Origin of the sequence: Litoribacter populi (assembly GCF_007483685.1) — a bacterium.
GTDB lineage: Bacteria > Bacteroidota > Bacteroidia > Cytophagales > Cyclobacteriaceae > Litoribacter > Litoribacter populi.
Window position 1 is genome coordinate 268019 of sequence record NZ_VMKN01000002.1, and the last position, 21103, is coordinate 289121.

Here is a 21103-nt window from a genome sequence, read left to right on the forward strand (position 1 = left end):
CCTCAAAAGTACCTAATATCCGGCCCTGCAGTGTCGTTTTATCTCTTGCAAACCAACTTCATCCCTCTCTGGTCCTCAGTGAATATCTTTATATTCAATATAAACTAGAACAGACTTTGCGGTCCTTAGTACCCTTTGCGGTAAGTTTTTTTTTTATCCATAAAAAAAGTGCCTGAAGATTCCTCCAGGCACTTTTGCAATTTATATTGAGAATGGCTTAAGCCATTGCTTCCTCTTCGCTTTGCTCATATTCCGTTACAGGAATACAGCTACACATCAGGTTTCTATCACCAAATGCGGAATCAATTCTTCTAACAGATGGCCAGAACTTATTGGTTTTCACAAAGTCCAACGGATAAACCGCTTGTTGTCTACTGTAGCTGAAACTCCACTCATCTGCCAAAGCTAACGTGGCCGTGTGCGGAGCGTTTTTCAGCATGTTGTCTTCCTTGTCCAAAGTCCCGTTTTCGATAGACTTGATTTCTTCTCTAATGGCAATCATAGCATCACAGAATTTATCCAATTCAGACACAGTCTCAGATTCGGTAGGCTCGATCATAAGTGTACCGGCCACTGGGAAAGAAACTGTAGGCGCATGGTATCCATAATCCATTAATCTCTTAGCAATGTCCTCTACCTCGATTCCAACTTCCTTAAATGCTCTGCAATCAAGGATCATTTCGTGGGCTGCTCTACCTTTTGTTCCTGTATAAAGGATTGGGTAGTGAGTTTCCAACCTTGCCTTCATGTAGTTGGCATTAAGGATTGCCATTTTGGTAGCATTGGTCAGGCCGTCTCCGCCCATCATTGCGATGTAGGCATAGGAAATAGGCAAGATGGATGCACTACCAAATGGGGCCGCAGAAATTGCGTGGATTGCTTGCTGTCCGCCTGTTTTCACTATTGGGTTGCTTGGAAGGAAAGGCACCAAATGTTCTGCCACGCAGATTGGACCCATGCCTGGTCCACCACCACCGTGAGGGATACAGAAGGTTTTGTGCAAGTTCAAGTGACAAACGTCAGCACCGATTCTGCCCGGGCTGGTCAAACCAACCTGTGCGTTCATGTTGGCACCGTCCATATAAACCTGACCACCATTGTCATGGATAGTCTGGCAAATCTCTTGGATGGATTCCTCAAACACCCCGTGAGTGGATGGGTAAGTTACCAACAAGGAGGATAAGTTTTCTTTATGCTTTTCAGCCTTAGCCTTCAAGTCTTCAAGGTCAATGTTACCTTTATCATCGCACTTCACAATCACTACCTTCATACCCGCCATAACAGCAGATGCAGGGTTGGTTCCGTGAGCAGATGAAGGGATCAGGGCGATATCTCTGTGGTGATCGCCACGGCTTTGGTGATAAGCTCGGATCACCATCAAACCTGCGAATTCACCTTGAGCACCTGAGTTTGGCTGAAGGGAGGTGTCAGCAAAGCCAGTAATTTCGCTCAACCAGTTTCTCAAATTTTGGAACATCTCATAATAACCGGCAGCTTGATCTTGGGGCACGAATGGGTGCATCTGACCAAACTCAGGCCAAGTCACAGGAATCATTTCCGCCGTGGCGTTGAGTTTCATAGTACAAGAACCCAAGGAAATCATGGAATGAGTTAAGCTCAAATCTTTTGCTTCAAGACGCTTGATATAACGCAACATCTCATGCTCAGAGTGGAATTGGTTGAATACCGGATGCTCTAAGTAAGTAGAAGTTCTCTCCAAACCATCAGTCAATTCCAGCTTAAGGTCTGCTGCTTTTTCCTGAATATCAATTGGAGTTTTGTTGGTTGACTTTGCGAAAATGGCCAAGATGTCTTTAACATTTTTCAATGTTTTCACCTCGTCAAAGGCAAGGTAAATGTAGCCAGTCTCGTATCTGAAGTTCACTTTTGAAGAAAGCGCAAAGGCCCTGATCTTCTCCTGCTGAACTTCATCTACTTTAATTTTGATCGTATCGAAGAAATTCTTGTTTTCCTGCTCAAAGCCCAACTCGGCAAGCCCCTGAACGGTCAACTTAGCCAATCCGTGGATTCGGGCAGCAATTTCTTTCAACCCTTGAGGCCCATGATATACGGCATACATACCGGCCATCACGCCCAACAATACCTGAGCAGTACAGATATTTGAAGTTGCTTTTTCTCTTTTGATGTGTTGCTCTCTAGTCTGAAGAGCCATTCGGTAAGCTTTGTTGCCATCACGGTCAACAGAAACGCCAATGATTCTACCTGGAATCTGACGCTTGTAAGCTTCTCTGGTAGCAAAATATGCAGCATGAGGTCCACCAAAACCCATTGGCACACCGAATCGCTGGGTAGTACCCACTACCACGTCAGCACCCATTTCACCTGGAGGGGTCAAAAGGGTCAAGCTCAATAGGTCAGCAGCAAATGCCGTCAACACATCGTTTTCTTTGGCGGATGCCACCAATTTGGAATAGTTAATCGCCTCTCCGTCAGCATTAGGATACTGAAGCATCAAGCCGAAGAGCTCAGGATCAGTCAGATCCAGGTCCGACGACGAACCTATTACCAAATCAACGCCCACAGGCACTGAACGCGTTAAAAGGATATCTTTGGTTTGTGGGAAGATTTTTTCATCCACAAAGAACTTGGTAGCTTTCTTCTTTGATTTTGCCTTTGATGCATAGAGAAGGGTCATGGCCTCAGCAGCAGCCGTACCTTCGTCAAGAAGAGAAGCGTTTGCCATTTCCATTCCGGTAAGGTCCATGACCATAGTCTGAAAATTGATCAGAGCCTCCAAACGGCCCTGAGCGATTTCTGCCTGATAAGGCGTATAGGCGGTATACCACCCTGGGTTTTCCAAAACATTTCTCAAAATCACCCCAGGTACCAGCGTATCATAATACCCTAATCCGATATATGATTTATAAATTTTATTTTTGGAGGCCAGTTTTTTGAACTCATTTAAGAAGGTAGCTTCAGACCTAGCTTCGGGAAGCTGGAGACTTTGTTTTGACCGGATGGCTTTAGGTACCGTTTGGTCAATTAACTCATCGACAGAAGACACACCAATTTTTTCCAACATCAGGGCAATATCCGCTTGGGAAGGCCCATTATGCCGGTGTTCAAATTTAACTGAGGGATCTAGATTAATTTTCATATCAGCTGATAGAAGTTAAATAATTTGGGTTATATCCAGGTATTTTTGGTTGTGCAAATGTATAAATTATTGATGGATAATGATTTCAAAATCCAAAGATTTATACCCATTTTGCCAACCGATCATGGAAATCAATTTTAATCTACTAATTAAAATTTTTAGTTTTAGGTTCAAAAAACAACACGCACAACAAAATAATATGAAGAAAAGATATCTTTTGGCAGGCGCCATGGCATATATGCTGTCATGGCAGGTTTCTGCTCAGGATGCCACGGCGATTAAATACGCCTCCACCATTACTGAAGCAGATTTAGAAGAATACCTCACCTATTTGGCCTCCGACGAAATGGAAGGCCGTGAAACAGGCGAGAAAGGTCAGAAAATGGCCGCAGAATATTTAGTGAATTTCTACAAGGAAATTGGCCTTGAAGGTCCAGTCGATGGAGATTATCTTCAGAAATTCGATCTTGCCAATGTAAAGTGGGGAGACATTTCCCTAAAAGTTGGCAACCAAAAACTTACCAACAACGAAGACTTTGTTTTCATCGGTGACGGTGATATGAGACGCTCTGCGAAAAAAGACTTAGTATTCCTAGGTCTTGCCAATGAGGAAAACCTAGCCAAAGTAGACGTGAAGGATAAACTGGTAGGCATCTGGGCCATTGGTGGCAGAGCCCAAAATGTGATCCAAGACATAAGAGATGCCGGTGCCGCAGGTGCGGTAATCGTAACCATGGAAGGCCAGGCAAACTTTGACCGTATCGCCAACCGTTACAAGGCGCTTTCAGGACGTGGAAGACTTGGATTCGACTCTGAAACAAAAGAGCAACCTGTATTCATGGTTAGCAGCAACAAAATGGCCGAAATCTTTGGTACTTCTGTAGAAGAATTGAAAGAAGCTGCCAAAAATGATCCTTCTGTGATCAAAAGCCAAAAGGCAACTTACCAAGTAAAGAAAAACAAGGAGATGGTCGGCACTGAAAACGTGATGGCTTACCTTGAAGGTACTGACAAGAAAGATGAGGTTTTGGTAATCTCTTCTCACTACGATCACATCGGGATTGACAGCCAAGGCAGAATCAACAACGGTGCTGATGACGACGGGTCTGGAACAGTTTCCGTAATGGAAATTGCCGAGGCGTTTGCAAAAGCGGCAGAAGATGGTCACAGACCAAGAAGAAGCATTCTTTTCCTTAACGTAACCGGCGAGGAAAAAGGACTGTTGGGTTCTCAGTACTATGCTGAAAACCCTATCTTCCCATTGGAAAACACCGTTAACAACATCAATATTGACATGGTGGGTAGAATAGACTACGAATATCAGGATGCAGAAGACCAGGATTATGTGTATGTGATCGGTTCTGAGATGCTTTCAAGCCACCTGAAAACCATCAACGAATACAACAACATCACTTACACCAACTTGAAGCTGGATTACAGATATGATGCTGAAGATGATCCAAACAGATTCTACTACAGATCTGACCATTACAACTTCGCCAAAAACAACATTCCTGTGATCTTCTTCTTCAACGGAGTACATGATGACTACCACCAGCACACGGATACGGTGGACAAAATCGAATTCCCTTTGATGACAAAAAGAGCCAGATTGATCTTCCACACCTCTTGGGATTTGGCCAACAGAGAAGAAAGAACGCCTGTAGACGGTACTAACAATAGAACTGATAGATAAAATAGACGGGAGACCGGAGACGGGAGACCGAATAAAAGCCTTCGAGCATCAAGCTTGAAGGTTTTTTATTATCTCAATAGTCATATTTAAATAATACTACCGTCCTCCATTTCTATGATTCTGTCTGTTCCTTTGGCAAATTCATCGTCATGAGTTACGATCAGCATGGTTTGGTGAAAATCCTGGGCCAATTCCTTGAAAATATTGAAAACTATATCACTATTGGTGTTATCGAGGTTACCGGTTGGCTCGTCGCCCATGATGATCAAAGGGTCATTGATCAATGCCCGTGCAATGGCCACCCGTTGTTTTTGACCTCCTGAGAGCTGATGAACTTTTTTGAGCGCATGGCTTTCCATTCCAAAAATCTTGAGTTTTTCCATAGCCCTATTCTCGATTTCTTCTGGGCTAAACTTGCCCAGTTTCATAGCCGGTATTTTGACATTTTCAAGGGCTGAAAACTCATTGAGCAAATAATGAAACTGGAACACAAAACCGATCTTCTCATTTCTGATCCGAGAAAGCACTTTCGCGTCCAGCCCGGTAATCAATTCATTTTCTATAAATAGCTGACCTTCGTAGTCCGTGTCCATGGTGGAAAGAATGTAAAGCAATGTGGATTTCCCGCATCCGGACTTGCCCATCACCGAAACGAACTCTCCCTTTTTAACATCCAGACAAACTTCCTTCAGCACCTGGGTTTTCTCAGGACTAAAGAAATACTTACTTACATTTTGGGTTCTTAGAACACTGCTTCTCTGCATAATCGTAATTATTTCCCCCGGATAATGTCCACTGGGTCTATTTTGCTGGCCTTTCGCGCAGGAAAATACCCGGCGAAATAGGTTGTCACCACACTAAATACTCCTGCTATCATATAATATCTAGGATTGAAATCTACCGGAAACGTCTTGATGGTGGGCAAGGCTTCTGTTTCGAAAGGAATCCTCTCTATTCCCAAACCGGCCATGTAACCTAAAATCAACCCCAATGCGCCGCCAACAACTCCAATAGTGAGCGCAATCATAATAAAAATCATATTGACATCTCTCCCTGAAAATCCAATTGCCTTCAAAATGGCAATAGTGTCCATTTTCTCATAGATCATCATGTTGAGAATATTGTAGATGCCAAAACCGGAGACTACCAGCAGCGTAATCCCTACAGCATAACTAATCATTGACCTTACCTGGGTGCCGGTTTCAAACTGTGCATTCACGGTCTGGATGTCATCTGCATCTACCTGATAGATCTGTGAGAGTTCCTTGGCCATTTCTGGTGCAAGATTAAGATCATGGAGCTTGACCTGTATGTCAGTCACATAAGATGAGGGTTCTCCCAACATTTTCTGAACCGTGTTTATTGAAGCATAACTCTGGACATTATCCACATCGCCAAGGCCAGATTGAAAATACCCTACTACCTTCAGCTGCATCCGGTTACCTTGCGCGGTGGTCACCTGGATCAGGTCGCCGATTTCGGCAAGCATCCTATCGGCAGCGCCTTTTCCCAGAATCACACTATTCAGTGTATTGTTGAGGTCTTGGACATTGCCTGTGGTAATATAATCCTCAAAGGCAAATAGATCCGCCTCCTTTTCCACATTGACACCGTTGATTACCCCGGTGATATCGATGGTACCTACATTGTAAAATACCTGAGTGGTAATTTTAGGAGCCACACCTAAAACGCGCTGGTCATTCTCCAAACTTTCCATGATAGGACCGCTGTTGTGGATATCTAGTCTGGAGGCACTGGGCTTGATAGAGCGAATCACATGATGAGATTCTTTGTCATAAAGCTGAATGGGTTGCTCTGGATTGGGCTTAACTTCATTGTAAAAACGAATGTGTGGTGTCCTGTTAAGTATAAGTCCGTCCAACATGGAGTTGAGGCCATTCATAAAGCCAAGCAGCGCCACAAACATGGTGATACTGAAAACTACCCCTACCCCAGCAATGACTGTTTGCTTGCCTCGGGCCACCATAAGAGCCCAAGCGATTTCGGTTATCAAACCCCACATCATGGTCTTCTGATGAGTTTGGTACCCTCATCCACCCCGTTGAGCAGTTCCACCTTTTGAAAATCCCTGATTCCCATCTCTACCTCCAAAGTGTCTTTGTCCTCCGTTACCACAAACATTTCCTGGTAGATATAATTACGAGGCACCAACAAGGTTTCCTTGTTCTCCCTGATCAAAATATTTGCTTCTAAGGTAAGGAAAGGAAAAAGCTGGTCGGGAGCTACGGTAAACTTGGCTTCCACAGTAAAGCTTTTACTCGCCTGGTTAAGTATAGGGTTGATTTTGGTTATTATAGCCTCAAAACTTTGCCCCCTATAGCTATCCATGCTCACAAAGACTTTTTGACCTGGCTTCACTTTGACAATATCATACTCATCTACTTGGAGCTCTAGAAAATACGCTCCGGCTTGACCCAATACCGCCAAGGGCGTCTGTGGAGAAACCAGCTCGCCTTTTTCCATCAAAACAGAAAACACCACCCCATCCAATCGGGAGGTCACCAAAAAGTCATCTTCCAAAGCCCTGCTGATCTTCAAGTTTTGATAGGCCTGTCTGTCCTGGAAATCTATTTCCCTTTTTAGCTCTTCATACCTGATCTTACTGGATTGATATTGAGTCATGGAATTCCTGTAGTTGAGCTCCCTCCTCTCCATTTCCGTTTCTGTGCCTACCCCTTGATTTTTGAGTCTTTTTTGCCTTTCCAGCATGAGAGAGTCATTCTCTAATTGGCTTTTTGCCAATTCTACGGCAATCTCCAAATCCCTCAACCGGCTTTGGTTGGCCTGTTGGTCCGCAAAGGCTCGGGCCAGTTCTGCACTTTCTCGATTGAGTTTTCCGGACTCGTTGTAAATAGAAATAATCGGATCGCCCTTTTTGACCGTGTCTCCTTCTTGAGCATATACCTCATCTACCAAGCCGGAAACTGATGCATAGGCTTGGTATTGTCCCTGGCTCTTGACGATCCCGGAAGCATATACGGATTCGGAGATGTTTCCCCGTTGTACGGTCGTGGTCTCATAATTTTCCCCGCAGGAAAAAACCAACAACAAACTGCAACCCAGCAAAAAGTATTTTCCAGTTGAATCCATGACCGAATAGTTGTAGCTACTTTTAAAGATAAGTAAAAGTAAGCACATGCCGAACCTTAAAAAATGACCTGTATCATAAAAAAAGCTCCACGAAGGGAGCTTTCTATTTTTAGGATCGTTTTTTATTCTTACCCTGAGTTTTCATCTGGTTTCGGTTTCTCTTGGCTTTCTGCCTTTGATGTTTCCGAGGATCAGCAGCCGGTTTTTCCTGGTAGCTGGATTTGGGCTTTGCTTTTTTCTCATGGAATGCACCCAGATAATCTGGATCGTTTCTTTTCTTTTGGTTGTCAATCTCACGGGCATAGGCCTGTTTCTCAGCAAATGGCGTATCTGGAATCTTCACCTCATCGGGGATGTGACTTTCAGGCACAGTCATCCGGATGATTTCCTCAATCTTTTCGAAATGGAGTTCCTCTACCGGATTGATAAAAGTAATGGCCTTGCCCTCCTGCTCGGCTCTCCCCGTACGGCCGATTCTATGAACATAATCTTCATAGATCAAAGGCACATCAAAATTGATCACGTGGCTGACCATAGAAATATCCAATCCTCTCGAAGCCACATCTGTAGCTACCAGAATCCGGACATCACCACCCTTAAACTGCTCCATGGAGTTGATTCGGGTGTTTTGCCCCTTATTGGCATGAATCACCCTAACCTCTCCCAGTTTTTTTCTCACTATATAATTGAATACCTCTTCGGCATTTTTTCTTGATTTGGTGAAAATCATGGCTCTTTTCACTTCCTCTCCCTGAAGAAGATGTTCCAAAAGATTGATTTTCGCCTTGATGTTAGGCACTAGGTATTTGACCTGCTCGATGGTCTCAGCAGTGGTAGCCTGGAGAGCTACTTCTACCCTTTCGGGGAATTCCAGAAACTCTTGGCTTATGATTTCAACTTTATCTGCAAAGGTTGCCGAAAACAACAGGTTTTGTCTTTTCACTGGGATGATTTCCAAAATGGAACGGATCTGGCGCATAAAACCCATATCCATCATCTTGTCGGCCTCATCCATAACCATGGTTTTGATTTCCTTTACAAAAATCTCCCCTCGGCTATAAAGATCCATAAACCTACCCGGTGTAGATACAATCACATCCACCCCTTGTTGAACTTTCTCGATTTGAGTTTTTGGCCCGATGCCGCCATAAAGACACACATATCTCAAATCTGTATATTTCCCAAACTGGAGGATGGCTTCTTCAATCTGCATCACCAACTCTCTGGTTGGAGCCAAAATAAGTGCACGGGGATGCATTCCTTGGGCATATTTGATCTTCATCAGGATCGGAAGCACATAGGCGGCGGTTTTCCCCGTTCCGGTTTGCGCAATCCCCAAAACATCATGTCCGGCAAGTGCCAATGGAATGGCCTTAGCCTGTATAGGTGTCGGTTTTTCAAAACCTGCCTCCCGAACAGCTTCCAAAAGCTGCTTATTTAATTTAAATTCTTCAAAACTTACGGGGCTGTCCGACATGTTTACTATTTTTAAGGATACAATTTTAGAAATATTAAAAGCAGAAAATCCATAAGTAAGTTCAAAACCTATGAAAAGCATCTTAATAACAAATGCAAATATAGTAAATGAAGGACAGATATCCCGAGGAGACGTGTTGGTAAGGGACGGACTCATCTTTGTGGCCGGGGGCGACCTCAGTGGACACGAGGCTGACATCCGCATCGATGCGAAGGGAAAATACCTGCTCCCAGGAATAATTGACGATCAGGTTCACTTCAGGGAACCGGGGCTTACACACAAAGCAGACATCAAAACCGAAAGCCGGGCCGCAGTGGCCGGGGGCATCACTTCCTACATGGAAATGCCCAACACAGTACCCCAATCTACCACAATCGAACTGCTGGAAGAAAAATATAAGATAGCTTCTGATACTTCCCTAGCTAACTATTCATTTTATCTTGGCGCCACCAATGACAATTTGGAGGAACTCCTAAAAGTAGACCCTCAAAACGTCTGCGGCATTAAAGTTTTCCAAGGCTCCTCCACAGGTAATATGCTGGTAGATAATCTGGAAACTCTGGAAAAAATATTTGAGAAAAGCCCCATCCTCATCGCCACTCACAGCGAAAATGATGATATGATCAAGGCTAATTTTGAGAAATATCAGCAAGAATTTGGGGAGGACATCCCCATTAAATACCATCCATTGATCCGCTCAGCAGAAGCCTGCTATGATGCTTCAAAAAAAGTAGTGGACTTGGCTAGAAAGCACGGGACAAAGTTACACATCCTTCATATCAGTACCGCGAAGGAAGTCAGTCTTTTTGATAACAACATTCCTTTGGAAGAGAAAAGAATCACTGCCGAAGCCTGCGTGCATCATTTGTGGTTTTCTGATGCAGACTATGATGAAAAAGGCACTTTTATCAAATGGAATCCTGCTGTAAAAACCGCAGCTGACAGAGATGAAATCTTAAGAGGTGTGTTAGACAACCGCATCGATGTGATTGCGACTGACCATGCACCGCATACCAAGGAGGAAAAAAACAATAAATATGCCCAGGCACCTTCTGGAGGACCATTGGTTCAACACTGCCTTGTCGCCATGTTAGAGATGTACCACCAGAAAAAAATCAGCCTGGAGACAATCGTGCAGAAGATGTGTCACCATCCGGCCATTCTCTTCGAAGTCGAGAAAAGAGGATATATCCGCCCAAGTTTCCATGCCGATTTGGTATTAGTGGACCTGGACAATCCGTGGAAGGTGACATCTGAGAATGTGCTTTCCAAGTGCGGCTGGTCTCCTTTTGAGGGGCAGACATTTAAGTCAAGAGTGACCCACACGATCGTTTCCGGGCATTTGGCGTACGAAAATGGCGTGTTCCATGAGGACAAGATGGGCGAAAGATTAAAATTTTCCAGAAAATAATTCCTAGACTATTGCGTCGAATAGACCAAAATACTACCTTTGCAATCCATTCAGGAAACAGATTCTGAAAAAGATATTAAACGGTGGTTGTAGCTCAGCTGGTTAGAGCGCTGGTTTGTGGATCCAGAGGTCGCCGGTTCGAACCCGGTCTTCCACCCAAACCCCTTGATTTATCAAGGGGTTTTCTTTTTTCAAGCCAATGGCTAGTTTTATTGGCATTTTAATTGTTCTTGGTGACTTAAATTAAAAAGATAATAGGCAATGTTTACATTATTTAAATCTTCGCCCTTAATCCCAAAGGTTAAACCAGTGGATTTGCGTTTTATTAGTTTATATCTAAACAAGTTTGATGAATCCCTCCGCAATTGGGAGGAGCTACAAAAAGACTCAACTTCAGCAGTTCGATAACAACAAGACCATCTTCGGATGGTCTTTTTTTTGTCCTTTTGTTTTTCTTTCCCTCACAAAAAGGTATTTTTATAGTTGTACAAATAATTGTACTAACTGCATCAAACCACTAACCTATGAGCTGCATACACTTTGATAAGACTCAACTTATCAATTTAAATTATTCTTTAGAAAAAGAAATTATTCGGGCCAACAAATCCGGTTGCTACACCAACTCCACTATAACCGGCTGCAACACAAGAAAGTATCATGGACTATTGGTAGCCCCACAACCCCAAATTGATTCACAGCACCATGTTATGCTCTCCAATGTGCACGAAACGGTAGTCCAACACGGTGCAAGTTTTAACCTTGGAATTGCCAAATACCCAGGCACCTATTCTCCTCGCGGACATAAGTATCTGGAAGATTTCGATACCGAACCCATCCCCAAACTCACTTATCGAGTAGGTGGAGTAGTCTTGCAGAAGGAAATTATTTTGGATTCCAACCGAGACAGGGTGATGATCCGATATACTTTATTGGAAGCTCATAGCCCTACCAAACTTCGGTTACAACCATTTCTGGCCTTTCGCGGTCACCATAGCCTTTCAAAAGCGAACACCTACGTCAACAAGAAGTACAAAAAAGTAGACCAAGGGCTAATGTTTAGGCTATACGAGGCCTATGACCCACTTTACCTGCAACTTTCGAAGAAAGGTGAATTTGTCCCCGCACCGGACTGGTATTACGATATAGAGTATATCCGTGAAAGGGAAAGAGGATATGATTATCATGAGGACTTATACGTACCGGGATATTTTGAGGTGGAAATCACCAAAGATGAGCCGATAATCTTTTCAGCAGGACTTCAAGAGGCAAAAGCGGCCACCAGAAAACAGTCCTTTGAAAAAGAGGTGGCCAGAAGGTTCCCAAGAAACAACTTCGCCAATTGCCTTAAAAACTCTGCCGGACAATTTGTCGCCAAAAGAGACGGAAAAACCCACGTTATTGCTGGATTCCCCTGGTTTGGCTGGTGGGGAAGAGATACCTTTATAGCTGCCCCAGGATTAACACTTACTTTGGGGCAAAAGGACACTTTCCTTGAAATCATGGAAACCATGACCCGTGATATGAAAGGTCCACTTTTCCCCAACGTCGGGAGTGGAGTTAATACCAACATGAACTCCCTTGACGCTCCAATGTGGTATTTCTGGGCATTGCAGCAATATGTGATTTTTACAGAGGACGAAGCCACCATCAAAGACAAGCATCTCAAGTACATGAAGCAGATCATTGATGGCTTTATAGCAGGAACGGATTTCAACATACGAGTGCAGGAAAACGGTCTTCTCTACGGAGGTGAGGAAGGAAAGGCACTGACTTGGATGGATGCAGTAACCGATGATGGTCCGGTAACTCCAAGAATCGGCTGCCCTGTGGAGATCAACGCCCTATGGTACAATGCGCTCTGCTTTTATTATTCTCTTTCAGGAGATGAAAATATCAATGAACTGGCACAAAAAGTCAGGAATTCATTTGAGGAAAACTTTTGGGATGACCGAAAAGGCTATTTGGCCGATGTGGTAAACAATGGTGAAAAAGATTGGTCGATCAGGCCAAATATGATTTTCGCCACCTCCCTTCCTTTTAGACCCTTATCTGACTTTCAAAACGATTCGATTCTGGAAACAGCTAGGGCTAAGCTCCTTACCACACGGGGATTGAGGACTCTTTCGCCTGACGATCCGCGATATAAAGGTTACTATCAGGGGAACCAATATGAGCGGGACAACGCTTATCATCAAGGGACGGTATGGCCTTGGTTGTTAGGTCATTTTATGGAAGGTTACCTGCGTATCCATGGTGATAAAGGTAAAATACTGATCGAGAAAACCATAACGGCATTTGACGATGTCATGACCCAATATGGTGTGGGCACCGTAGCGGAAATTTATGACGGGGATCCGCCTCATCGTCCTAAAGGAGCCATTTCCCAAGCCTGGAGTGTGGGAGAAATGCTTAGGATGATGCATTTAGTCAATAAACTTTAATTTTTTTTGGATGCCCCCTGTCACCCTCAGGGTCATTCATTGAGCCACTTAACCCGAAACACATGAAAGTATTAATGTTTGGTTGGGAATTTCCGCCTCATATTTCCGGAGGACTCGGTACCGCATGTTACGGCCTGGTCAAAGGGATGATGCAAAATAACCAAGAGATTATCTTTGTTGTCCCCAAACTGTGGGGGGATGAGGATCCAGTCGCCGATTTTGTCAATGCCAGTAATATAGAAATTGATTACCGGGAAAGACGATTTCAGGAAGTCTGGAAAAACCTCACCTATTTGGAGGTCAGCTCATTTCTTGTCCCCTACCTCGGCCCGGAGGAGTTTAGTAAGTTTACCGACTATAGCGAACATGACAAGTTTGATGTAGAGGACAGTGTTTTTGCCCAAAAGTATACCTTCAGCGGGAAATATGGAAAGGACCTCTTGATGGAAGTATCCCGGTATGCACTAGTAGCTGCTCAGATTGCCAAAAACAAGGAACATGACATAATTCACGCCCATGATTGGTTGGCCTTCCCAGCAGGGATTGCTGCCAAGCAAATCAGTGGGAAACCTATGATTGCCCATGTCCATGCTACCGAGTTTGATCGCTCTGGCGAGCATGTCAACCAGCAAGTTTACGATATAGAAAAGGCCGGAATGGAAGCCGCCGATCGTATTTTGGCGGTGAGCCAACTGACAAAAAACACCATTGTCAACCGGTACGGGATTTCTCCTGACAAAATAACAGTGATCCATAATGCCGTGATGGATACGAGCATAATCCAGCACAATGCGGTGAAAAGGGTCCCGGAAAAAATCGTAACCTTTTTGGGAAGGGTTACCTTCCAAAAAGGCCCAGAGTACTTTATCGAGGCGGCCAACAAGGTCATCAAGCGGGACCCGAATGTGAGATTTGTAATGGCAGGATCCGGAGACCTTCTCCATCGGATGATCTCTAGGGTAGCCGAATTGAGAATCAGCACTAAATTCCATTTTACGGGGTTCTTAAAGGGTGCCGATGTTGACGAGATGTTTGCTATCAGTGATGTGTATGTGATGCCATCGATTTCTGAACCTTTCGGTATCTCGCCTCTCGAGGCGGTCAGGCACAATACACCGGTGATAATCTCCAAACAATCGGGAGTGGCAGAGGTATTACACAATGCAATTAAAGTGGATTTCTGGGACATTGATTCCATGGCTGATTCCATTTTTGCACTGCTACACTATGAGGGTATTTCCAGAATGTTTAAGGAGCTGGGAAGCCAAGAACTTAAGAAATTAAAATGGGAGCATGTGGCCAAAAAAGTCATAGACACCTATAAAACCACTATAAACCAATAACCTATGAGAACCATTTGTTTTTATTTTCAAGTACACCAACCCTACCGACTCAAGCCTTACAGATTTTTCGATATCGGCGAGGACCATGATTATTACGATTCTTTTGGAAACAAAAATATAATGAGGAAGGTGGCTGAAAAATGCTATCTCCCGATGAATGCCTTGCTTTTGGAGCTAATCGAGCAGCACCAAGGCAAATTCAAGGTCTGCTTTTCTATATCAGGTACTGCCTTGGATCAATTTGAACAATATGCCCCTGACGTGTTGGAAAGCTTCCAAAAGCTAGTCAAAACAGGTCATGTGGAGTTGCTTAACGAAACCTACACCCATGCTCTCTGTGCTCTGAAAAGCAAAGAGGAGTTTCATGACATGGTCAAGAAACACCAAAAAAGAATTAAGGAGCTCTTTGACGGTTACACCCCAACGGTATTCAGAAATACGGAATTGATCTATTCCGACACTATAGGAGAAATGGTGGCCGAACTTGGATACAAAGCCATACTTACTGAAGGAGCCAAGCATATTTTGGGCTGGAAAAGTCCAAACTTTGTCTACGTGAACGCTATCGAGCCAAAGCTTAAGGTTCTATTAAAAAACTTCCGATTAAGTGATGATATTGCCTTCAGGTTTTCGGAAAGAGGCTGGCCGGACTGGCCGCTTACCACGGAAAAATTTGTGGGTTGGATAAACCAGTTACCCGAAGAAGAGGAGGTTATCAACCTATTTATGGATTATGAAACCTTTGGAGAGCACCAGTGGGCAGAAAGCGGGATATTCGACTTTATGAGACATTTGCCAGAGGCGGTGATGAAATATTCAAATTATACCTTTTCAACGCCATCTGAGGTAGTGGAAAACATTCCTCCGGTAGGGAAAATTCATGTTTCCACACCAATCTCCTGGGCCGATGAAGAGCGGGATCTTACCGCTTGGTTAGGCAATGACTTGCAAGATGAGGCTTTTGACAGGCTTTATGAATTGGAAGAATTGGTAAAAGCCTCGGATGACCCAGACATACAGCGTGACTGGAAATACCTACAGACCAGTGACCATTTCTATTATATGTGTACCAAGTTCTTCGCTGATGGAGACATCCACACCTATTTCAGCCCTTATGAAAATCCTTACGAGGCATTTATCAATTACATGAATGTCTTGAGTGATTTTATGTTGAGGTTGAAAAAGGTGAAAGTGGAAAACAAATTATAATATTCTTAAGCTACCTATTGCAATCACCTTTGGAAAATCCGAAGGTGATTTTTTTTGACCTACCCCAACCAGCTGATAAAATGCCTGTTACAAACGGGAAAAACCGCTAAAATAAAAAAATCGCCTATTACAAGTACTTTTTAACCAATTGCAGGAATAAGAAAATTTTTATTGACCCTATATAAATATAATAATCTATTATTTAATTATATTTAGTATAGAGTACCACTATTTATTCCATATTCAAACACTTATACTAACATGAGAGAACTCTACAAACTATTCTCCGTCGTGTTTTTCCTTGTTTTGACTTCAGGGGGAGCAATGGCGCAGTACGTCGTCACCGGATCGGTGGTAGATGAAAGGTCGGGAGAACCGCTTATCGGGGCCAATATCCTGATAAGGAACACTACCCAAGGAACGGTTACCGATATTGATGGTAACTTTAATTTAAATGTCCCCACAAATGAAGAAGCCAACTTGGCCATTTCTTCATTGGGGTATTTAAGTCAAAATTTTACAGTGAGTCCGACAAACAACACATTGAATGTCCGGCTGCGTGAGGATGCTACCAATTTGGAAGAGGTGGTAATTACTGGCTTGGCATCCAATGTCAAACGTTCAAATCTGGCAAATGCGGTAAGTTCTGTATCCGCTAGAGAGCTTACCGGCACTACCACCATTCAGACTACTGATGGAGCCTTGTATGGCAAAGTAGCGGGTGCGACGATCCGTTCGAATGGCGGTGCCCCTGGAGGAGGGATGTCGATCCAATTGAGAGGTATATCTTCACTAAGTGGGGCCTCCCAACCCTTGATCATAGTGGACGGAGTGTATATCAACAACTCCTTCCAAAGAACAGGTAGGGCCACAGTTTCGGGTGCCGGTGCTTCCAACCAGGATGATGGTGCAAACAGATTGGCTGATCTTAATCCAAATGATATAGAATCAATAGAGGTGTTGAAAGGACCTTCTGCGGCGGCTATATACGGTACTCGGGCCAATGCAGGGGTAATCATTATTACGACCAAAAGGGGAGCAGAAGGTCGGACAAAAGTATCCTTTTCACAAGATGTAGGTTTTGCCCAACCATTGAGATTATTGGGCGTAGACGATTGGAGCGAAGAAAAAATCAATTTCTTCTTTCCTGAAGCCCGGCGGCCTATCGAACTTGAAAGATTTAATCAGGGGACTAGAATTGATTACGAGGATTACTTCTACAATAACACGGCTCTATTGACCAATACACGATTGAACGTGAGCGGGGGAACTGATAAAACAAAGTTTTTCATTTCAGGAAATATCACCAACGAGGATGGCACAGTAAGGAATACAGGCTTTGAGCGGTATTCCATCAGAGCAAACATTGACCATAAAATAACCAATTCAATCAAGTTAGGTGTGTCATCAAACTACATTAAGTCCAATACTGATAGGGGGTTTACGGGCAACCAAAACAACTCAGGAGCCTCTATTGGGTATAGCATCGCCTATGTACCCAATTACTTTGATTTAAGGCCTGATGCCACCGGGAACTACCCTGTGAACCCGTACTTCTCAGAGAATCCGGTTGCAGTGACTGACAATGCGATCAACAACTCGGATGTCAACCGATTTATCCAGGCTTTTACATTAGATGTGGATTTATTCAAAACCAACAACAGCTTCCTCAAAGCTACTATAGGAGGTGGGGTTGATTTCCTACAAAACACCACACTAGTTTATTTACCAGAATTTCTACAGTTTCAAAGAGGCCAAGCCAACCCAGGCGATGCACTTTGGGGCAAGCAAGAAAGTTTGAACACTAATTTTCAGGCAGCATTAGTTTATAACTGGAACTTGGGTCGGGTAAACATGAACTCTCAAGTAGGTTTGGTAAGGTTGGATTTTAAAGACGATGCCTTATTTAATAGAGGACGGGGGCTAGCTCCAGGCCAGACCAATCTTCAACAAGCCTCTGTGCAGGAAATCAACCAGCAGTTTTTCAGCGAAGTACAGGAAGCAGGCATTTTCTTACAACAGGAAGCAAACTTTGACGATAAAATAATCGGTACAGTGGGTGTGAGATGGGACAAATCGACTCTAAACGGCGATCCAAATCTATTCTATGCTTTCCCTAGAGCCTCTTTAGCAGTAAATCTGGCCAATTTTGACTTTTGGAACCCGACTGTGGTATCCCAGTTAAAACCGAGAATTGCTTATGGTGAGACAGCCGGTCCGGTGGCATTTGGAAGCACCTTCACACCCCTTCAGGGTGCAAACATCGGGGGTCTGTTAGGGTCAGTGGTATCAACCCAGATCGGGAACCGTCAAATCCGTCCAGAAACTGCTCAGGAATTGGAGTTTGGTATAGATGCCAATTTCTTCAACAACCGTATTGGTTTGGAGGCCACCTATTATGTCAAAAACACCCAAAACAATATCCAAAACCTAAACCTTGCTCCTTCTACTGGGGTAACAATCACTCCTAGCAACGAGGCTGAGCTTCAAAATAAGGGTATAGAGTTGGCCTTGTTTGGTACTGTGGTGGACAAAGCGAACTTCCGATGGTTTTCCAGAGTACTTTACTGGCAAAACAGGGTAAACCTTACTAGGCTAGGAATTCCAACATATACGGCCGGAGCCTTTGGTAGTGCCTTGGGCACATTCCTTTATGCGGAAGGATACGCTCCTACCACCATTGTGGGCACTCCAGCTGACCCAAGCATCCCAGGTGGTTTTACAGTTTGGGGCAATGCCCAGCCTGACTTCAACATGTCTTTTTACAACTCCTTTAACATTGCCAGAAACTTTGAGCTTTCATTTCTGATCGACTGGAGACAGGGTGGGGACAACATCAACCTTACCTCCTTTCTGACAGATGGGGGAGGAACAACCCGCGGATGGTTTAACGATGACACAGGAGATGGAATTCCTAACGGACGACAACGACCACCAGCTCCGTATAATAATGCCGGAAGATGGGTTCAGGATGCTTCATTCGTCAAGGTTAGAGAGGTAGGTTTATTCTATACCATTCCAAGAGCTACGGTCACTCAGGCCTTTGGAGGAGCGATTGAAAACATCAGGGTAGGTACCTCTGCAAACAACCTGTTTCTTTTCACAAAGTATGAGGGTTACGACCCCGAAACATCCACCTTTGGAGCACAGGCTGTTGCTAATAACGTAGACATTGCCCCATACCCAACGCCAAGAAGGATATTCTTCCATTTGACAGTTGATTTTTAAACCCCTAAGAAGAAACAAATGAAAAATATAAATAAAATTCTCGGGGCAATGGCCATGTCAGCTTTGATGCTGGGCTGTAACCCCTTACAGCTTGACACTATTGATGACCCTAACAACCCTTCAATAGAAAGCGTGTCTTCCAATGCTTCAAGGGAACAAATCCAGTTTTTATTGACCGGATTGGAATTCAGACATAGAGGATATGTGACCAATGTATCTCAGGCTTGGAATACTTTTGGCCGAGAAGTGTGGTATTTAAATGCTTCTGACCCAAGGTTTCAAACTGACTGGCTAGGCCAGGCAGGTAGAATCCCGGACCGGTCCTATTTTGGGTTTGGAAACACAGGAGGTGGATCCTGGGCTGCACCTTATCAGGCAGTTAACCAAGCTAATGTGCTTGTGACTGCAGCTGGAAATACCAATACCCTTTCTCCAGAAGAAACCAGTGCTGTATCAGGTTTTGCTTTGATGATCCAAGCCTACCAGTTTATGATACCAGCCAATTTCGTTTATGATAACGGTATTCGTATAGACGTCACTGACCCCTTGAATCCGGGCCCATTTGTAGGATATGATGCAGCCATGGATCATGTGGCTGGACTGCTTGAACAAGCCGATGCAAGCTTTGCCACGGCTGGAGCTGGAGAGTTTCCATTTACACTTACAAGCGGGTTTTCTGGATTCACCTCCGTTCCAGCATTACGTCAAGTAAACCAAGCAATTTTGGCAAGAGCAAATGCTTATAGAAACAACTGGCAAGGCGTACTAACAGCTTTGGAAGGTTCATTCATGAATTTGGGTGGTAACCTGCAAGCGGGTCCTGCACACCCATTCACAGGCCCACCGGATGCGTTCAACCCATTGTATTATGTTCCTGATGCAGCGGTAAACACCATTATTGTTGTCCATCCATCAGTCCTGGCTGATGCTACTCCAGGAGATCTAAGGGTGGCAAGCAAATTCTTCGAAAGAGAGGTGCCGGTAACTATCACTACCGATGCCACACCACTCGTGGGCACACATCAGGATGCCAGATGGCCTACCAATACGGCCCCAATTCCTTTTATCAGAAACGAAGAATTAATTCTCTTGAAAGCTGAAGCCCATGCAAACTTGAATCAATCCGAATTAGCGGTGGAGGCAATCAACATTATTAGAAATGCTGCGGGAATAGGGGCTTATGGAGGTGCCACAGACCAAGCTGCTCTAATAGATGAGATCCTATATCAGCGGAGATATTCCCTTTGGGCAGAACCTTGGGGGCACAGATGGATCGATGCGAGAAGATATGATCGTCTTGATGATATCTCAACCGATTTTGATCAGGGAACGGTCTTCAGGCAGTTCCCTCATCCTCAAGCTGAACTCAACTGGGATCAATACGCAGGTGGATAAGAAAAATTGTAAAGCAGAAAAGGGATTGAGAAATCAGTCCCTTTTTTTATATTTAATGATGTAAGTATTATTCACCAGTTTTTCAAAACCACTTTTGATCATGAACAGATTTTACCTAATAGCCTTAATTCTAATTGCTCTAGTAACCCTTCCCTCCTGTCAACAAACCACAGACTACCAAGACGATAAGAAAATCAAGCGTTTTGACCGGCCTGAAGCTAGTATTCTTAAGGGAGTCTATGTGCCTGAAGGGGCAGAATATTTTCACACATCAGGGCTTGTGGCTCCGGTGAAGGATGAGAATGCGGAGCCTGGCACTTATCAGCGCTATGGCGACACCAGGGAGCAGAGCCTTGGTATTCTCAATAGGATAAAGGAGACTTTGGAAGAAGGTGGCTTTGTGATGGAGGACGTAATTTTTCTGCGAGTTTACTTAGCTCCAGACAAGGATGGAAATGTGGACTGGAACGCTTGGTTCAACGCCTATGGGGAATTCTTCAACAATGATGAAAACCCGAACAAAGTGGCCCGATCAACTATTGCAGTACATTCCCTCGCCAATCCTGATCTACTCATCGAAATCGAAGCAGTTGCGGCAAAGTAAAAGGGTCACAGAATTTCTTGCCAATATGCATTTAAACAAAAAAAGCCTTCCCGAACATCATTCGAGAAAG

13 protein-coding genes and 1 tRNA gene are annotated in these 21103 nt (G+C 44.0%); 9 read left to right on the forward strand and 5 right to left on the reverse strand.

The window, feature by feature from the left end:
* Positions 1 to 217 precede the first annotated feature (217 nt).
* Positions 218 to 3118 carry an aminomethyl-transferring glycine dehydrogenase gene (gene gcvP, locus FPL27_RS17010; RefSeq protein WP_143962428.1) on the reverse strand — a complete coding sequence of 967 codons (2901 nt, stop codon included), beginning with the start codon at positions 3116 to 3118 and terminating at the stop codon, positions 218 to 220.
* A gap of 199 nt (positions 3119 to 3317) precedes the next feature.
* Between gcvP and FPL27_RS17015 the strand changes: the two genes are divergently transcribed.
* Positions 3318 to 4814, forward strand: coding sequence for a M28 family peptidase (locus FPL27_RS17015; RefSeq protein ID WP_143962429.1), 1497 nt, complete (start codon positions 3318 to 3320; stop codon positions 4812 to 4814).
* 86 nt (positions 4815 to 4900) lie between these two features.
* On the opposite strand, the gene FPL27_RS17020 is transcribed toward FPL27_RS17015, so the two are convergent.
* The 4 genes from FPL27_RS17020 to FPL27_RS17035 all read right to left on the reverse strand — a co-directional run bounded on the left by FPL27_RS17020 (position 4901) and on the right by FPL27_RS17035 (position 9402).
* On the reverse strand, positions 4901 to 5578 hold the full coding sequence (locus FPL27_RS17020) for an ABC transporter ATP-binding protein (RefSeq protein WP_143962430.1): 678 nt from the start codon (positions 5576 to 5578) through the stop codon (positions 4901 to 4903).
* An 8-nt stretch (positions 5579 to 5586) separates the two neighbouring features.
* Complete coding sequence (locus tag FPL27_RS17025) at positions 5587 to 6840, reverse strand: ABC transporter permease (protein WP_143962431.1); 1254 nt, start codon at positions 6838 to 6840, stop codon at positions 5587 to 5589.
* Positions 6837 to 7925 (reverse strand): efflux RND transporter periplasmic adaptor subunit, encoded by a 1089-nt coding sequence (locus FPL27_RS17030; RefSeq protein WP_143962432.1) that lies wholly within the window; start codon positions 7923 to 7925, stop codon positions 6837 to 6839. Before FPL27_RS17030 ends, FPL27_RS17025 begins: the two co-directional genes overlap by 4 nt.
* Before the next feature lie 109 nt (positions 7926 to 8034).
* Positions 8035 to 9402: a DEAD/DEAH box helicase gene (locus tag FPL27_RS17035; protein ID WP_143962433.1), complete on the reverse strand. Its 1368-nt coding sequence runs from the start codon at positions 9400 to 9402 to the stop codon at positions 8035 to 8037.
* A gap of 70 nt (positions 9403 to 9472) precedes the next feature.
* Between FPL27_RS17035 and FPL27_RS17040 the strand changes: the two genes are divergently transcribed.
* The 8 genes from FPL27_RS17040 (at position 9473) to FPL27_RS17075 (ending at position 21033) form a co-directional block, all read left to right on the forward strand.
* Entirely contained in the window at positions 9473 to 10813 is a 1341-nt protein-coding gene (locus FPL27_RS17040; RefSeq protein WP_143962434.1) for a dihydroorotase, read from the forward strand.
* Positions 10814 to 10895: 82 nt separating this feature from the next.
* A tRNA-His gene (locus FPL27_RS17045) sits at positions 10896 to 10971 on the forward strand.
* 366 nt (positions 10972 to 11337) lie between these two features.
* Positions 11338 to 13254: an amylo-alpha-1,6-glucosidase gene (locus FPL27_RS17050; protein ID WP_143962435.1), complete on the forward strand. Its 1917-nt coding sequence runs from the start codon at positions 11338 to 11340 to the stop codon at positions 13252 to 13254.
* A 62-nt stretch (positions 13255 to 13316) separates the two neighbouring features.
* Positions 13317 to 14597 carry a glycosyltransferase family 4 protein gene (locus tag FPL27_RS17055; protein WP_143962436.1) on the forward strand — a complete coding sequence of 427 codons (1281 nt, stop codon included), beginning with the start codon at positions 13317 to 13319 and terminating at the stop codon, positions 14595 to 14597.
* 3 nt (positions 14598 to 14600) lie between these two features.
* A complete protein-coding gene (locus FPL27_RS17060) occupies positions 14601 to 15806 on the forward strand; it encodes a glycoside hydrolase family 57 protein (RefSeq protein ID WP_143962437.1) in 1206 nt (401 codons plus the stop codon).
* A 261-nt stretch (positions 15807 to 16067) separates the two neighbouring features.
* A complete protein-coding gene (locus FPL27_RS17065) occupies positions 16068 to 19034 on the forward strand; it encodes a SusC/RagA family TonB-linked outer membrane protein (protein WP_143962438.1) in 2967 nt (988 codons plus the stop codon).
* A gap of 18 nt (positions 19035 to 19052) precedes the next feature.
* Positions 19053 to 20429 (forward strand): RagB/SusD family nutrient uptake outer membrane protein, encoded by a 1377-nt coding sequence (locus FPL27_RS17070; RefSeq protein WP_143962439.1) that lies wholly within the window; start codon positions 19053 to 19055, stop codon positions 20427 to 20429.
* A 100-nt stretch (positions 20430 to 20529) separates the two neighbouring features.
* Positions 20530 to 21033 (forward strand): RidA family protein, encoded by a 504-nt coding sequence (locus tag FPL27_RS17075; protein WP_143962440.1) that lies wholly within the window; start codon positions 20530 to 20532, stop codon positions 21031 to 21033.
* Positions 21034 to 21103 lie beyond the last annotated feature (70 nt).